The sequence below is a fragment of the Asanoa ishikariensis genome (assembly GCF_900107455.1).
Lineage (GTDB): Bacteria > Actinomycetota > Actinomycetes > Mycobacteriales > Micromonosporaceae > Asanoa > Asanoa ishikariensis.
On sequence record NZ_FNQB01000005.1, the window covers coordinates 444,457 to 458,164 of the forward strand.

16 protein-coding genes and 1 pseudogene are annotated in these 13,708 nt (G+C 70.0%); 1 reads left to right on the forward strand and 16 read right to left on the reverse strand.

Translation table 11 applies throughout. From position 1 onward, the window contains the following. Positions 1-33: 33 nt before the first annotated feature. The 16 genes and pseudogenes from BLV39_RS38925 to BLV39_RS44935 form a co-directional block, all read right to left on the reverse strand. A complete protein-coding gene (locus BLV39_RS38925; RefSeq protein ID WP_090803781.1) occupies positions 34-258 on the reverse strand; it encodes a hypothetical protein in 225 nt (74 codons plus the stop codon). Between the two features lie 8 nt (positions 259-266). Next, positions 267-827 (reverse strand): hypothetical protein, encoded by a 561-nt coding sequence (locus BLV39_RS38930; RefSeq protein ID WP_143050088.1) that lies wholly within the window; start codon positions 825-827, stop codon positions 267-269. Between the two features lie 38 nt (positions 828-865). Next, on the reverse strand, positions 866-1,153 hold the full coding sequence (locus tag BLV39_RS38935; RefSeq protein ID WP_143050089.1) for a hypothetical protein: 288 nt from the start codon (positions 1,151-1,153) through the stop codon (positions 866-868). Between the two features lie 246 nt (positions 1,154-1,399). Beyond that, positions 1,400-1,912, reverse strand: a complete 513-nt coding sequence (locus tag BLV39_RS38940; protein WP_090803789.1) for a hypothetical protein — start codon at positions 1,910-1,912, stop codon at positions 1,400-1,402. Further along, positions 1,896-2,837 carry a DNA-processing protein DprA gene (locus tag BLV39_RS38945; RefSeq protein WP_090803791.1) on the reverse strand — a complete coding sequence of 314 codons (942 nt, stop codon included), beginning with the start codon at positions 2,835-2,837 and terminating at the stop codon, positions 1,896-1,898. The genes BLV39_RS38940 and BLV39_RS38945 overlap by 17 nt, the downstream gene beginning before the upstream one ends. Further along, a complete protein-coding gene (locus BLV39_RS44930) occupies positions 2,837-2,965 on the reverse strand; it encodes a hypothetical protein (RefSeq protein WP_275414334.1) in 129 nt (42 codons plus the stop codon). Before BLV39_RS44930 ends, BLV39_RS38945 begins: the two co-directional genes overlap by 1 nt. Before the next feature lie 194 nt (positions 2,966-3,159). After that, complete coding sequence (locus BLV39_RS38950) at positions 3,160-4,455, reverse strand: DUF4192 domain-containing protein (protein WP_090803793.1); 1,296 nt, start codon at positions 4,453-4,455, stop codon at positions 3,160-3,162. A 139-nt stretch (positions 4,456-4,594) separates the two neighbouring features. Next, a complete protein-coding gene (locus BLV39_RS38955) occupies positions 4,595-5,944 on the reverse strand; it encodes an NAD(P)/FAD-dependent oxidoreductase (protein ID WP_090803796.1) in 1,350 nt (449 codons plus the stop codon). A 452-nt stretch (positions 5,945-6,396) separates the two neighbouring features. Next, positions 6,397-7,437, reverse strand: coding sequence for an ArdC family protein (locus tag BLV39_RS38960; protein WP_090803798.1), 1,041 nt, complete (start codon positions 7,435-7,437; stop codon positions 6,397-6,399). Between the two features lie 391 nt (positions 7,438-7,828). After that, on the reverse strand, positions 7,829-8,503 hold the full coding sequence (locus tag BLV39_RS38965; RefSeq protein WP_090803801.1) for a hypothetical protein: 675 nt from the start codon (positions 8,501-8,503) through the stop codon (positions 7,829-7,831). 111 nt (positions 8,504-8,614) lie between these two features. After that, positions 8,615-9,040: a hypothetical protein gene (locus BLV39_RS38970; protein ID WP_090803803.1), complete on the reverse strand. Its 426-nt coding sequence runs from the start codon at positions 9,038-9,040 to the stop codon at positions 8,615-8,617. Positions 9,041-9,226: 186 nt separating this feature from the next. Next, positions 9,227-9,568: a hypothetical protein gene (locus tag BLV39_RS38975; protein WP_090803805.1), complete on the reverse strand. Its 342-nt coding sequence runs from the start codon at positions 9,566-9,568 to the stop codon at positions 9,227-9,229. Between the two features lie 651 nt (positions 9,569-10,219). Continuing rightward, positions 10,220-11,254, reverse strand: coding sequence for a GGDEF domain-containing protein (locus tag BLV39_RS38980; RefSeq protein WP_090803808.1), 1,035 nt, complete (start codon positions 11,252-11,254; stop codon positions 10,220-10,222). 98 nt (positions 11,255-11,352) lie between these two features. Further along, positions 11,353-12,015, reverse strand: a complete 663-nt coding sequence (locus BLV39_RS38985; RefSeq protein WP_090803810.1) for a hypothetical protein — start codon at positions 12,013-12,015, stop codon at positions 11,353-11,355. Between the two features lie 276 nt (positions 12,016-12,291). Continuing rightward, a pseudogene (locus BLV39_RS45230) lies at positions 12,292-12,783 on the reverse strand (GP88 family protein); the annotation flags it as partial. Between the two features lie 192 nt (positions 12,784-12,975). Next, positions 12,976-13,101: a hypothetical protein gene (locus BLV39_RS44935; RefSeq protein ID WP_275414335.1), complete on the reverse strand. Its 126-nt coding sequence runs from the start codon at positions 13,099-13,101 to the stop codon at positions 12,976-12,978. Positions 13,102-13,110: 9 nt separating this feature from the next. On the opposite strand from BLV39_RS44935, the gene BLV39_RS38995 reads away from it, so the two are divergent. Beyond that, complete coding sequence (locus tag BLV39_RS38995; RefSeq protein ID WP_176985310.1) at positions 13,111-13,677, forward strand: DUF4407 domain-containing protein; 567 nt, start codon at positions 13,111-13,113, stop codon at positions 13,675-13,677. Positions 13,678-13,708: the final 31 nt, after the last annotated feature.

The following is a 13,708-nucleotide window of genomic DNA, read 5'->3' on the forward strand; positions in this document are numbered from 1 at the left end:
GGTGTCCGTCGACGAGCGAGAAGGTGTTGTTGGTCAGGTGGTGATACGGAACCGGGCGGACTGCTGTTGGGTGCGGGTCACCGGGCCGGCCGGCGCCAGTCGTTCCAGGATCCGGCGAATGGAGCCGTGGGAACGGTCCCGAACCTTGCCCAGCTCAGGCGGGCAGACGTCGAGGTGTGCGTGCCGCGCATGTTGCTCGAGCACCACCGCGTGCCGATGCCCGGCCTTCAGCCGTGCGGTGCTCTTACGGTTGGTCAATCGGCCGCTCAGGGGAGGGGCGCCGCAGGCAGCACGCGCACCTGACGATCCGCTGTATCGGTGGCCAGCAGCTCGTCGCCAGCGGCGAGAGCCTGCAGATCATTGTGCCGGAGCACGATGGTGGCCGTCGCCGTCGAAGATGGCTTGTCGTCGAGGATCGTGTCGCACAGCCGTGCGTCGACCCGATACCAGGTGTAGCCGAGCCCGATGCGGTAGCGGCCCCGCCGCGGCGCGGTCGCGGTGATGGCATCGCTGTCGCCTGCCACATGCCGCTGGTCGAGGACGAGCTGCCCGTCGAGCAGGAAGATACGCGGCAGTATCCCGTCGACGTAGCAGATTGCGTCCTCGAGCGCCTCCCCGTCGCGGACATGGTCGGCGATGGCTGCCTCCCGCAGCCGTTGGTGGTGGCGGCACATCGCCTCGACGACAGGGCGGTTGACCCGGATGACGCCCGGTTCACGGTCCGCGACCCCGATGACACCTGTTCGGTACCGCCGCCCGGCATCGTGGGCCGCGTCGCCGTCCGCCTCCGGGCTGTGCGGGCGGGCGAAACCGTCATGGGTGAACACCGACGCCGTCGCCTGACGGCGGGCGTTGGACGGGCGACTCATACCGCACCGCCCTGGTAGGCGATCCGGGCGATGAGGCATGCGGCGACGGCCTTGTCCACCGGTCGCCACGTGTGGAGCAGGTCGATGCGCAGCGTGCCATCGGCGAGTTCCGCGTCGCCGGAGCCCATCTCGTTGCCGGTGTACGGGGCGATGCAGGCCAGCTTGTCGGTGATGGTGATGGTGATGGCGATGACCGCGGCGGCGGGCTCGTCCGCCGACTCGTGTGGGCAGGTTGGGATGGCCCCATTCGGGCCGTGCTGGTGCTGTGACGCGATCATGGACACGCGTTGTCCCTTCGGTGTTGGAGAGCGAGGGCGGTGGCGTCCTGCTCGGAAGTTGTGGATCGCGACGCAACGGCGCGTCGCGTCGTCGTGAGCCGCGGGTGCAGCGACGCAGATGTGCGTCGCCGGCGTTGGCTGCGACGTGTCGGGGTCAGGAAGCCCGGTGGCGTCGCAAGACGGCTGGTCTGGCGATCGGTCGCCGGTGGGGCGCGGGTGCCGCCCTGGCCGCCGGCCAGGGCGGCGCCCGGATCAGGTGGTGGGTAGCGGCCGGATGGTCAGCGGCGGGATCCGGGCCCAGGACGCGGCCAGCAGCCCGGTGCGGGCGGGGTGGACGCGTACGTCGTAGTCGCGGACCCACACTGCGAACCAGGGTTCGGCTGGTGCTGCCTGGCGTAGGCGCGCGTCATCGGACGGCGGCAGTCCGGCCAGCGCCGGGTGGCCGCTGGCCCGGTAGTGGTCGCGGCGCCGGGACAGCATCGGGCAGGCGCGGGTGCTGTAGGCGGCGCAGGCCGGGCACGTCGCCGGTTCGACGGTGCACCGGTTGCGTAGGTCGGCGGCTCGGGCGAACAGGACTGACCGACCGGGTAGCCGCTGCCCGCAGACCTGACACAGCCGTCCGTGCAGGCACGCCCGCTGGGCTGAGGCGATGACCGTCCCGAACAGGTGCACACCGCCAACAGCCGGGGTGATCCATGGAACGACCAGGCCGCCTTGTCTCTGACGGCCGGCCAGGTGGACCGGGATGTCAGGCTGGTCCGGCATCGGTCACCTCCGGTCGCGGCCATACGGGCGTGAACGCCCCGCGCAGGTCGGTGAGGATCTCCGGGACGCTGGTGACGGGCCGCACCTGCGGGTGGTCGCGTAGCAGCCGGTGGCAGCCGGTGGAGGCGGCGGAGGTGATAGGGCCTGGCACAGCCATCACCACCCGACCGCGTCGTAGCGCCTCGCTCGCCACGCCCAGCGCCAGGCCCCGTAGTGACGCCTCCACGACCACGGTCCCCGCGGTCAGGACCGCGAGGTACAGCCGGCTGAGCTCGGCGCGGGCTCGGGTCGGCTGGGCGCCAGGCGCGAACGCGGTCATCAGCAGCCCCGCGTCGCCGAGCTGACCGGCCAGCACAGCCTGGTCGTCGCTGCGGAGCTCGTCGAGGCCGCACGGCAGCACCGCGACCGGGTGTCCTTCGGCCACCATGCCGGCCCGCAGCACGGCCCGGTCAACGCCGAAGCCGTTGCTCGTAACCAGCGTGCGACCCTGATCAGCCAGGCCAGAGGCCAAGTCGCTGGCCACGTGCTCGCCGTACGCGGTGCATGCCCGCGCGCCGACGACCGTGACCGACTGCTGCGGTTGCGGGATCCAGCCCGGCCCGGACACCCACAGGCAGACGGGGGCCCAGTCGCGTGCGTCGTCGAGCCCTACCGGCCAGTGCTCATCGTCCGGGATGACGACCCGACCGCTACCGCTGGTGCCGGCGGCTGTCTCGGCTGATGCCTCGGCGGCGTCCCACATCTGATCGGCGGTCCATCCCGACAACTCCCGCCGCGGGGTGAACGACACCTCGCCGGAGGCGAGCAGACGGCAGCCGTCGACGGGACCATGGGCGGCCAGCAGCTGCGCGAGCTGCTGGTCGCCGGGCTCGAGCAGGAAACCGAGCACTGCCCGGGCGATACGCGCGTCGTGTGGGTCGGTCATCACGCCACCGCCGACCGGTGAGCCTGACTCTGCGCGGCCACCGTGAGCACCGACGGGTGTCCGGCGGTGGCGGCGCTGGTGTGGCCGCGGGCGTCGCCCGCGGGGTGGTGAATGGTGGTTGTGGCCATCGGATGTGGCCCTCGCTTTCCCCGCCTCGTGGCGGCGGACAGGTTGGGGCCCCGATCGCGGTCCCAGCCTGCCCGTAGGCACGAGGTGGAAGCCGACGCGCAGCCGGGGCGACGGTGGCCGGCGTGCCGGCAGTCGTCGCACAGCTAGGAGGGACTCGGTCAACCCGCCGCGGCGGTCGCCGAGCCGCCGATGTTTAGTCGCGGCCGGTGATGGCCGCCCGGAACGCTGCCGGTGGGATGCCGGCCTCCAGCGCGTCGGCCACCAGCTGCGCCGTCTGCGATCCGGGGTCGATGGCCAGCGACCGGCGGATCGCGGTCACGGCCAGGGCGCCGTCACCGTGGAGGTAGGCGGTGACCGCGACCAGGCACGCGGGGGCGGCTGCGGTGACACCGACCGCGCGGCGGGTCACGTCGATCCACAGCGCACGCTGCTGGTCGCTGCCGTCGCTGGCCCGCACGGCATACGCGCGGACGTCCGGGATCAGCAGCACCGTGGCCAGCCACGCCACCGCATCGTCGGTAAGGACCTCGCCGCGATCGGCCGCAGCCAACGCCTCCCGCACCGTGGTGACGCCGGAGGCGACCACGTGCGGCGGCGGGCCAGCTCCCAGCATCGCCCCCAACGTCATCTCGGCGCCAGGCGCCGCGGACTGGGACAGGGCTCGTAGCATCCGGCGCAGGGCGGTGATGGTGGCTTCCCGCATGTGGTCCCGGTCGGCGCCGGAGGGCGGCTCGAGGAGGTTGTCGATGGCCTCGCGGTCCGCAAGCGGCGCGACGCCGTGCAGCGTCGCCGTGGCCGGCACGGCACTGGCATCCGGGTCAAACGCGATACCGTCCGGCGAGCAGCCGCAGCCGCTGCCGAGGCAATAGATCCGCCCGTCGTGGACCCGCAACGCCGCCACGACCTCGATCCCGGCGGTAGCCATCACCACAGCGCCGGCTTCGATGTGCGAATCGACCTGCTCCGCCGGCCCGTAGCCCAGCAGAAACACCTGGTGCCCCGAGGCCGCGACCACGCGGGCGGCGACCATCCAGTCCGGGCCGGAATCGGGTGTCGCGGGCAGCCGCAGATGCGTCGCGACGGTCACGCCTTCGCCATCGACGCCCAGACACACCAGACACTCGCGGGGATGGAAACCAAGCAGATATGGCACTGCAGCGACCAGGTCGACCGGACCTTTGACCACTGCTTTGTCGGAGAACGGAAACATTGTGCTCCTTCCACAGGACACGAACGGATCCGCGGTGCCTGCCATGGCGGCGGACACAGCGGGGGTTGGCGAGCCGACGACGCGTCCAGGGCGTTGCCCTGTCGGCATGTGCGCGCTCGTCGGCAGGTGGTGACGCGGACCGCCGGCGCACGGCGGCGGTGTGCTTCGCTCGGCCGGTGCCGGCGCGCTAACGACGCGCTCGGTGATAGCCAGCGGCCGCGCCCGGCGTGCGGTCGGCCGCGCAGGTCCTACGACCGCGTACTGGCCTGGGGACGACATCGCCCGGGCTCTTCGGGCGCGCCACGCTTCGTCAGCGGCCAGGTGTCGCCGGATGAGCTGGTTGACCCGGGCAGCGGGCGGAACAGGCGCTACGCGTGCTGGTCGCCGCGCGCCCGGATGCCACGGCCAGCGCAGGGTTCTAATCGAGTTTCACGGCAGGGAGGGTTGCCGCCAGCGCTGCCGTCTTGGGGGCGGTCCGGAAGACCGACACCGCGTTGGCCTCGATGTCGGCGACACCGTCTGCCCGCTCCTGGTCGGTGAACTCCAGCCGGGCGTGGGGGCCGACCCGCCACGCGGGCAGGTCGCCGTGCCGGCGCGCAACGATGGACCCTCCGACCGCGACGTCGGAGAACAACCCGAAGTCGAGTCCTTCAATGTTCGTCTCCCGGTTGCCGGTGCAGACGACGACCAGGTCGTAGGTGCGGCCGTCGACGAGCCCGGCGCCGGGCAGCGCGACGGGCATGGCCCGGCGGGTCACAAGGTTGAGCCGCTGGACGCCGAAGCGGTCGGGTCGCAGGTAGCGGCCGATGGCCTGGTATCGGCCCCGGATGTCCTCCTGCCACTCCTCGCAGGTGGTTGGCAGGTCCTGGGCGTACCAGTCGACCCGGTCGACCTGGTCGAGGGCGACGGCGGCCATAAACGCCGGTGGCGCGATGCCCAGGCACGTCTCGACGGCGCACTTGGCGGAGTCGCCGCCGCCGATCACCGCGACGCGTCCCACACCGCGCAGTGGCCACATCCCGGACATCCGCTTCATGAACTGGGGGAAGGTCAGGATGGTGACGCCGTCGGCGACGCCCTCGTCGGCCGGGTCGCCGAGGCCCCGCGCGTCGATGACTCGCCCGGCGGCCAGTGACGGGCCGTCTCCGGTTTCGATGCGGACCCGGTCGCCGTAGTAGTCGGCGACGGAACGGACGTCGGCGCCGGGTACGACGTCCGCGTACTGGGCCAGGGTGAGGCGGACCACGAAGGCCAGATCCGTGTTCGGCTGATATTCGGCCATGGAGACGTTGCTCGCTTGGATCGGAGCCCCCGGAAGGTAGTTCAGACTCGCGCCTTGATCGCCGGCCATGCCTCCAGCGCCCCTGCGGTTGCGGGAGTTGAGCCAGAACGTCGGTCGCGCGGTCATCGCGAACGTTCCGCCAACGCGCTCATCACGTTCCAAGACCAGCGGCTTCGGGTAGCCGCGCAGGACGCGGATTGCCGCGTATATCGCCGCGTGGACACCGCTGCCGATGATGACCTCACCGTTGATGTCGGCGGACGTCATCAGGTCCGCCCGGCGCTGTTCATCGCGCCAGTAGGCGTCCAGGAGCCGGTCGGCGAGCTCGCGACCGTTCGGGTCGAGGGCGACTCCGGTCAGCTTGGCTTGCGCTGCGCTGGTGAACTCGGACGCGCGTTGCGTCATCGCCCGCATTCCCGTAGCGGCCGAGTCCCTCAAAGCGATGGCGTTGAGCAGGGAGACGATGTGCGCGGATGGCTCGAACATGACGTCCTTTCCTGGGTTGCCCGGGACGCCGTGCCTCGCCGTACGCACATCCCGACACCAGCGCCGGGACGCGGCACGGAGCCGGCATGGTCCCCGGAGGGGTCAAACGGTGTGATTGCTGAGGTGGCGACCATCCGTCCTACATGGACGAGGCACCGCATGCGATCGCGTCAGGTCAGACCGCCGTGGGCGGGCTGCGGCGCCGAACCGACAAGCGTTAGCGTCGACGCCGACCTAATCGGTTGGCATGACACAGCGCGGTCGTCGTCAGCCCGGGGCGTACCGGGTCACTGACGTCGGCCAAGACCTGGTCCAGAGGCGACGAGTTGAGCTCGACCCTGTTGGGGTAGTGCGCGTCGACCCGGCCAGCAGTTGCCACAACAGGGAATCTCCGAGTTCACGCAGCCAGCCGAGCGTGGCCAGCGCATATCACTCGTCGGCGTAGGTGCACATCAGGCTTCCACCGGCCCCAGCGTCGCGTCGCCCGCCATGTCGAACCCGACCGGGTCCGGTTCGTCGGGCTCGGCCTGCGTAGGGTCGGATCCGGTGTCGGTGCCGCTGGGCGGGGTGAGGTCGGCCAGGATCTGCTTGGCCACCCGAAGCACCGTTTCGGCGCACGCCTTGACCAAGTCCATGTCCCCGTTCGCCCAGCCGAACACGTAGGCGTCGGAGTAGGCCGCGCTGTCCACACCCAGCGCCCGTAACACGATGTGGGCGACGCTCTCGGCCTCGGTCTCGCCGCGTCCGCGGTGAACGGTCTCACCGGCCGGCGCGTCGTCGAGATGTCCGCAGCGGATGTGCGCCAACTCGTGCAGAGTGGTCTTGATCCGCTGTGCGGGTGCCACGTCATTGCGGACCTGCACGAACTGCAGTCCGCGACGTCGGACGGTGACACCATTCGCACCGCCCAGATGCCCGGTGCTCGGCGAGACCAGCTCGTAGCCGTACCCTTCGCCTTTGATAAGCGTGACCAGGTCGTCGAAGACGCCGGTCGGGTCCTCGCCGACGAGCAACTGCGGGGAGTTGCCACGCTGCGCAACCCGTCGACGCACCATGACCGTCGGCGGCTCGAACGGTGCTCCCTCGGTCTGCGACAACTCGAAGGTGCTGGCCAAGGTGAAGCCGACGACCTGCACGGCCGGACGACCGGACGCCTCCCGTTTGACCCTGCGGCCGGCGGCTTCCCACTCGGCTGCCTGCTCCTCGGTCGGCCGCCGCCTGACCGGCGCCCAGACCTTGAAACCGGTTTCGTCCTTGCGGACGTGCCGCTTCTGGGCTTTCCAGCCAGTCGACCCGTCCTTCTTGCCGTAAGGCAGGAAAAAGCGGGGTTCGATGCCGCGTTCCTCGGCCTGCACCAGGAGCAGAATCTGGTTGCTGAGGCTGTAGCGGGCGCCGAACGTGGCAACCTGATCCATGAACTCCATCCACTGCGCCGGTCGCGCGGCCATCGCGGCCAGCCGCGCATCAAAGTCGGCTTTGATCTTCGCCAACATTTCCGTGCGGTCACCGTCGCTAAGACCTGATGGTCGGGCCGTGCGGCGCACCGTGGCGGCTGTGCTGGTGGTGACCCTGGCCTTCTTGGCCTTGAGATTGCGTATGGCCATCGGATGTGGCCCTCCTGTCTCCGCCTCGTGGCGGCGGACAGGTTGGGCCCTGCTGCGGCCCAACCTGCCCGTAGGCACGAGGTGAGGCCGCCGCACCGGCAGCAGACCGGGCGAGCGAGCGGATCGAACTTAGGCAGAATGACTGCTGGAGTGGGCGAGCAGGTCACCTTGACGGGCTGACGCCAACCCGCCGGTGTCCGGGCCGGGACGCGCAGATGCTCGCGGTCTAGTCCCGCTCAGTGTCGGCGGGGCGAGCCGACGAGCCGTCCGTGGCCGATGGTCATTCGCCGAGGTCCTCAACGTCCTCGACCGTCACGTCAAAGGTGACGCTGTCGTCGTTGACGCCGTCGACTCGCTCCAGATCCAGTTTCAGGTAATTGCGGACGTCGCTGCTGGTGTACTCGGTGTCACGGCCGTCCGAATCAACGTCCAAGCTGCCGCTGATCGTGAACCGGACCCGGTGGCGCGGGTCGAACGGGTTGAGATTGAGGTCGTCGAGGAATCCGTTGAGCTCGTCGCGACTAAAGTCGTTGTCGCGGAACCGGTTGATGGCATAGCCGCGGATCTCGTTGAGGCGCTGCGCCTGCAACCGCCGCTGTTCGCCGAGGTCATCCTCGAGCTGCCAGATACGTTTGGTGGCTTCGTCTTTGGCGGCGACGGCCCAGACGGTCGCCTGCCGCGCCAAGGCCGCAACCGTGGCGGGATCAGTTACGGGCTCGACCACGACGTCCTCACGCAGCGTTTGGACAAGTCCGTCGATCAGCACCCGCACGTTGCCCGTCGTGGCGTCGCGAGCCAAGATGACGCCGGTCTCGTCGCGGCCGGCGGAGACGATACGGACCGCCTGGCCCGCTGATGCGGCAAACGCCCCGATGGGCTGCTGCTGCGGCTCAGCGGTGACCGCGAGCTGCGGAGGCTGATCTACGGAGGTCACGGTGGCTTGCGGGTAGGTCATCGGACGTTCCTTTCATGTAGACACGATTGGCGGGTCGCTGGGAACCGGGGGGTAGAACCGTCCCTGCGACCTCTGGCCGGGACGGACTGCTAGCTGGGTCGAGGAAGGCGGTCACAAGGGGATGCCGTTGACGCTGACCTGCGGTGTCGGATCGGTCAGCCGCACGATGGTGTTCGGTGGGACGACGGCGCGTTGGCCGTCGATGAAGCTGATGACCCACCAGCGGTCGCGGCCTTGCCAGGCCGTCGCGACCGTGACCGTGCTGCCATCAGCGGCCACCAGGTCGTCACCGGAGCAAAGCGCGTGAACGGGGCGTAGCCGGACACCGTCGGCCGGCCGGACCACCCATGGCACGACTGCGTCGGCGAGCGGGATGCTCACCGGGAGCTCGGCGGCGTACGCAATCCCGATGCGGGTGTGCGCGATGGAGATGACGGTGGCTGGCAGCCACGCGGTGCGGGCGTTCACGTGTACTGCCTGGCCGAGGTGTAGCGCAGGCCGGGGGAGGGTGGCCGGGGCAGCGAACAGGTCGGTCATGCTGAGACTCCCTTGTGGATGGAGGAGTTCGGGCACGGCCGATGGCCGTGCCCGGGACACGCCAAGTGGCGTGCGCGTGTGGCCGGGCGACGGCCGGTGAAGGGTTTGGGGCAACCGCGGCCCCGCACCTTTGGGATGGGCAGCTGGGGAGGTGTAGACCTGACAGTGGGCCGCGGCCTGATCAGGTCAGGTGATTGGATTCGCCGGCCGTGTGGGGCCGGTCGTGCCCCCGTCGACCAGGTCGCAGTCGCGGACGTGGTCGGTGATCATGTTGGCTCGGGCGGCGTCGATGGTGGTGCCGCATCCGGGGCGCGACCACAGCCCTTGCGTGGCGTGGAGCAGCGCGGCGATCTGGGTATCGGTGGGCAACGTGTCGAAACAGCCGTCCTCGGTCAGGTCGGCGCCGGTGTCGGTGCGATGGACCTCAAAGCTTCGGCCCTGGTCGGACCACACCAGCTCGGTGAGGTGCACCTGCACGCCGTCGACGATGCGGGTGCCGCGGTCGATGTCGCGAACGGGTCCGGTCATGGTTTCTCCTCTCTGGTGACGCCGGTTTGTCCCCAGGCGCGGAAGGTGACGGTGCTGACGGCCAACCCTTCGCCCCACAGGCGCAGCAGGCCCGCCGCGGCGCCGAGCTGGGTGGGCCAGGTCTGGGACAGCCGGTCGGTGTCGAAGACGATGTCCCAGGCGTCGAACCCCTCGGTGGGTGCTCGTGGCCGGTCGGCGCGGCTGAGCGCGACGCGCGGGTCACCGCCTGAGGTATGGCGGATGCCAAATACGGCGGCGCATCGGCGCGGTGATGCCGCCGACTGGGACGGGTGGGTGCGACGGCCACGACGAGGGCGGCGGTCGTCGTCCCGGGTGTGCGCGTTCGGGCCGCCGGCGTCGGCAGCCCGCGAGACGGCCGCGTCTAGTGGATGAGCAGGGCCAGCAGCGGGCTCTTCTCCACCACCAGCAGCGCGACGCTGTGCAGGCTCACGAGGGCGAGGATGTGGGCGACCGGGTGCAGGGCGTGTCGCATGATGCGACGGTGGATGGGACGCTTCGGCTCAACAGCTTCGTGCTTGCCCATGACGGTGCTGCCCCTCTCTATCGAATACCTACGTGTTGGAACCTGGGCCCGGGCTCTGCGGCGACCGGGCTCGGGTTGCGGTCAGCGGTGCGCAGGATCGAGCAGCTTCACGCCGCAGGTGTGAAAACGACACCGACGCCAGCGAACGCCGCGGAAAGGTCCTGGAACGTGTCGGCAGACCAGCTCGGCCCGGGCATGCCTTCGCCGTCGAGGTCCCCGAACTCCAAGACGTTGAATACCGCGTCGAGCAGCCTCAGCCGCTCGGCCTTGCTGAGCGAGCGCAGTGCGCGCTGCGCATCGGTTCGCGGCTCCTCCAGCGACCAGCCGGCATCGTCGGCCGAAATGGCGGTCGGCGGTCGCGGGCCCGCTTCCATGCCAACGGGGTGCTGGCCAATCGATGAAGCGGCACCGCGATCGCGGTGCCGGACCCCGGGGCGGACGCCGGGCGAGAGCGGCTCGCCGTCGCGGACGGGGTCGTAGTGCTCGATCCCTCTGCCGCAGCGTTTCGCGGCGTACATGGCCCGGTCCGCGCAGCCGAGCGCGAGATGCGGGTCGCCGCCTGGGACATGGCAGATGCCGATACTGACGCGCATCGGCACGGCGATGCCACCGATCGTGACCGGCGGCGCGAGCGCCGACGCGAGAGCGAACGCCACGGCCGGTGGGGCGCGTCGGGTGACCAGGACGAACTCGTCACCGCCGAGGCGGGCGACGAGGTCGCCGGGTGCGGCAGCCTGGACGAGCCGCTGCGCGAGCGCGGCGAGGAACAGGTCACCACCGTCGTGGGTGTGTGCGGTGTTCACGTCGTGCATGCCGTCGACGTCAACGAGGGCAACTGTCACGTCAGCGCCGGCGGAGCCGCGCAGGTGCTCCTCGGCGACCCGGCGGACCGGAAGCCCAGTGACCGGGTCCGTGTACGCGATCGCGAGGTCGGCTTCGAGCACCACGATGCGGTGTTCGGCGCGCGCCGCGCGGTCGTTGAACAACGCCAGCAGGATGGCCTGCACGGCAATGCCCGCGATGGCCACGACGCAGGCCACCTCCGCACGTCCGGACAGCAGCAGGTGAACAGACGCGGACTGAAGAAGCATCGTCGTGACGACGCTTATCCACCGCATGGCGGAACCGAATGCGAGGCGCATCACCGCGTTTCTCCTTCCTGAGAGCCGAACCGCGGGGTTTGCAAGTCGGGCAGGCGAACCGGGTCGACCGGTTCGCCTGCGGGGATGGGGTTGCGCCGTCAGCGGGTGCAGAGCGCCACGAGGGCGTCGCGGGAGTGCAGCGCGGTGATGCGGTGATTGGCGTCGGCCAGATAGGCCACCTCGGTGGCGTACTGGTCGCTGACGGCCACCAGATGGGTGCCGTCGAGGCAGAGGAAGCTGTTGCCCGGCACGGCCCCAAGCCAGCCGTAGTGGGCGTAGCCGTGCACGCCGGCCTGGAATGCCTCCAGATGGCTGGTTGGCAACGCCATGAGCCTGTTCGGCAGGGCGTTGTAGGTGAGCATGGTCGCGATCCGCGGTTGCGCGAGGTACTGACGCTGGGCCTTGGCCAGCGGGTACTTGCTCGGCGCGTCGCAGTGCCGGTCGAGGAAAGTCCAATAGGGCAGGGCCGGCCGGGTACCGGCCACGACCTGGTTCCAGATGTGCCAGCGGTACCAGTAGACACGGTGTGCGGCGACGCGCATGGCGTCGAGGTCCAGGAGCCGGACGGGTCCGCCGGCGGCGGTGTCCTTCCAGGGCTGCAGCAAGCTGCCGCGGTGCCAGCGGGTCTTGGCGATGAAATGCCCGGCGCTACCGAGGCTGGTCAGCGTTGTGCTTGCGAGCCGGCTGGCGGCCGTGGACGCCAGTTGGTCGGTGGCGGTGTCTTGCGCCAGGCACACGATGGTCAGGGACGTGTGGGACACGATTCCTCCTCGCAGGGCGTGGAGAGACGGGCATGCCGACGGCGGCGTGCCGGAAAGGGGGACATGAGGCGTGACCGCGCAAGGGGTCAGCGGCCGGCGGGCAAAGGCCCGCGGCGGGCGCGCGGAGCGTGTCAAGGCGTACCGGTGGTGCGGTGGGCGAGGCGCCTACGGACGGGGCAGGCCGACCGGCCCGGGTGGGCGGGTGGGCGGTTGCGACCGCGGTCGTGAGCGCTGTGGCCCGACGTGGTGCGTTAAGGGTTCAATAGAATTGAGCTCTCACCGTAGCCCGATCACCCAACACACCCCGCCGACGGCTTGTCCGCTCGGAAAACCGCGTTGACCTGGCCTTGTGGGTGCGTGCGCGCGGAAGGGGCGGTGGTGCGCTCCGCCGACCCTGTTGGGTCGCCACGAAGCCCTGTTGGCCAACATGCCGGGCGACAGCGTGATTTGTTGGGTAGCTCGGCGTGACGCCAGCGGGGACCTCCGCGCTGCGGCGCGCCCGAGCGACGGTCCGGCGGGCGGCAGGTCGGACGCTTCCTGCGACGACGAGCCCGCTTCGATCGCATCCTCGTCGGGGAACACGTCGGCGACGCGGTCGACACCGGGGTCGAGGAGATGATCTTGAGTGCCGCCGTAGGAGTACACCCAGGACAGGTTGCCCGGCGTGTCGGGTTCGACCAGTTACCGGAACCGGTCGTCGTCCTTGGCGTAGGCGTAGAACCGCACCTGCGGCCGGGTGCGGCAGATCCGCAGACACGCTTGCAGGTGCGAGTAGAACTTGCGGAGTTTGCCGGGAGCCAGCGATAGGGTTCGGCCGCGGTTGGCCACCCGACCCGACCCCGGGCAATGCTGCTCACGATCGGGCTGGCAGCCTCACCTCCTGAGCCGGTCGTCGAATCGGCTCCGCGGGGGCGTGTCGCCACGCCGTAGATCGCCCGAACAGGTGACCGTCGCACCAGTTCAGCCATCGAGGCATTCCACCGATGTCGATAGGCTACAGCGGTGAATGACCGCGTCGGACGGCTTGTACGCCGGCTTGCCGGGTTCGACGAAGATGCTCTCGACCGGGTCCCACAGGAACGCCACAGACTCACCTTGATCAGCACCGTTCTGATCGGTTCCACCCTCGTGAGCACGTTCAGCGTGGCGGTGGCCGTCGACATGGTGCTCGCGTTCAGCTGGCTCGCCGGCGTCTTCGTCGCCGTCTGGGGTGTCTTCACGCTCTACGTCGACCGGTGGATGCTCGCCACCCTGGTCTCGGCGGGTGCCTGGGCCCGCCTGCGGATTTTCCTGCCGCGACTCTTGATGGCCACCGTGTTCGGCGTCGTGATCGCGGAACCGCTGGTGCTGGGTGTCTTCCGCTCGGCGATCGACGTGCAGCTCGGCGCCGCTGCGCAGACCGCTGACCTGCTAACCCGTCTGCGCGCCTTCGAGCAGATCCAGCAGGCCGACCCCTCCGTGGTCACGGCGGCATGGTCGCTGCGGCTCTTTCTCATCGTCGTTAGCACCCTGCCCGCCCTGCTAGCGATGCTCGGCGGGCGGAACCCGTACCAAGCTGCCGTGGCTGCCGTACACCGGGAACGGACGATGATCCCTACCCGATCGAACGCCCTTGTCACCGAGCGGGTCGCGACCCTCGCACCTGGGGACGGGCACCGTTGAGGCACCGGCCGGCCGTTTCCGCGTGGACCCT

Excerpts from the sequence above, each read along its gene's own strand:
- BLV39_RS38940 (WP_090803789.1), bottom strand. The coding sequence starts at position 1,912 with ATGCCGGACCAGCCTGACATCCCGGTCCACCTGGCCGGCCGTCAGAGA.
- BLV39_RS38945 (WP_090803791.1), bottom strand. The coding sequence starts at position 2,837 with ATGACCGACCCACACGACGCGCGTATCGCCCGGGCAGTGCTCGGTTTC.
- BLV39_RS44930 (WP_275414334.1), bottom strand. The coding sequence starts at position 2,965 with ATGGCCACAACCACCATTCACCACCCCGCGGGCGACGCCCGCGGCCAC.
- BLV39_RS38950 (WP_090803793.1), bottom strand. The coding sequence starts at position 4,455 with ATGTCGTCCCCAGGCCAGTACGCGGTCGTAGGACCTGCGCGGCCGACC.
- BLV39_RS38955 (WP_090803796.1), bottom strand. The coding sequence starts at position 5,944 with ATGTTCGAGCCATCCGCGCACATCGTCTCCCTGCTCAACGCCATCGCT.
- BLV39_RS38960 (WP_090803798.1), bottom strand. The coding sequence starts at position 7,437 with ATGTTGGCGAAGATCAAAGCCGACTTTGATGCGCGGCTGGCCGCGATG.
- BLV39_RS38965 (WP_090803801.1), bottom strand. The coding sequence starts at position 8,503 with ATGACCTACCCGCAAGCCACCGTGACCTCCGTAGATCAGCCTCCGCAG.
- BLV39_RS38970 (WP_090803803.1), bottom strand. The coding sequence starts at position 9,040 with ATGACCGACCTGTTCGCTGCCCCGGCCACCCTCCCCCGGCCTGCGCTA.
- BLV39_RS38975 (WP_090803805.1), bottom strand. The coding sequence starts at position 9,568 with ATGACCGGACCCGTTCGCGACATCGACCGCGGCACCCGCATCGTCGAC.
- BLV39_RS38980 (WP_090803808.1), bottom strand. The coding sequence starts at position 11,254 with ATGCGCCTCGCATTCGGTTCCGCCATGCGGTGGATAAGCGTCGTCACG.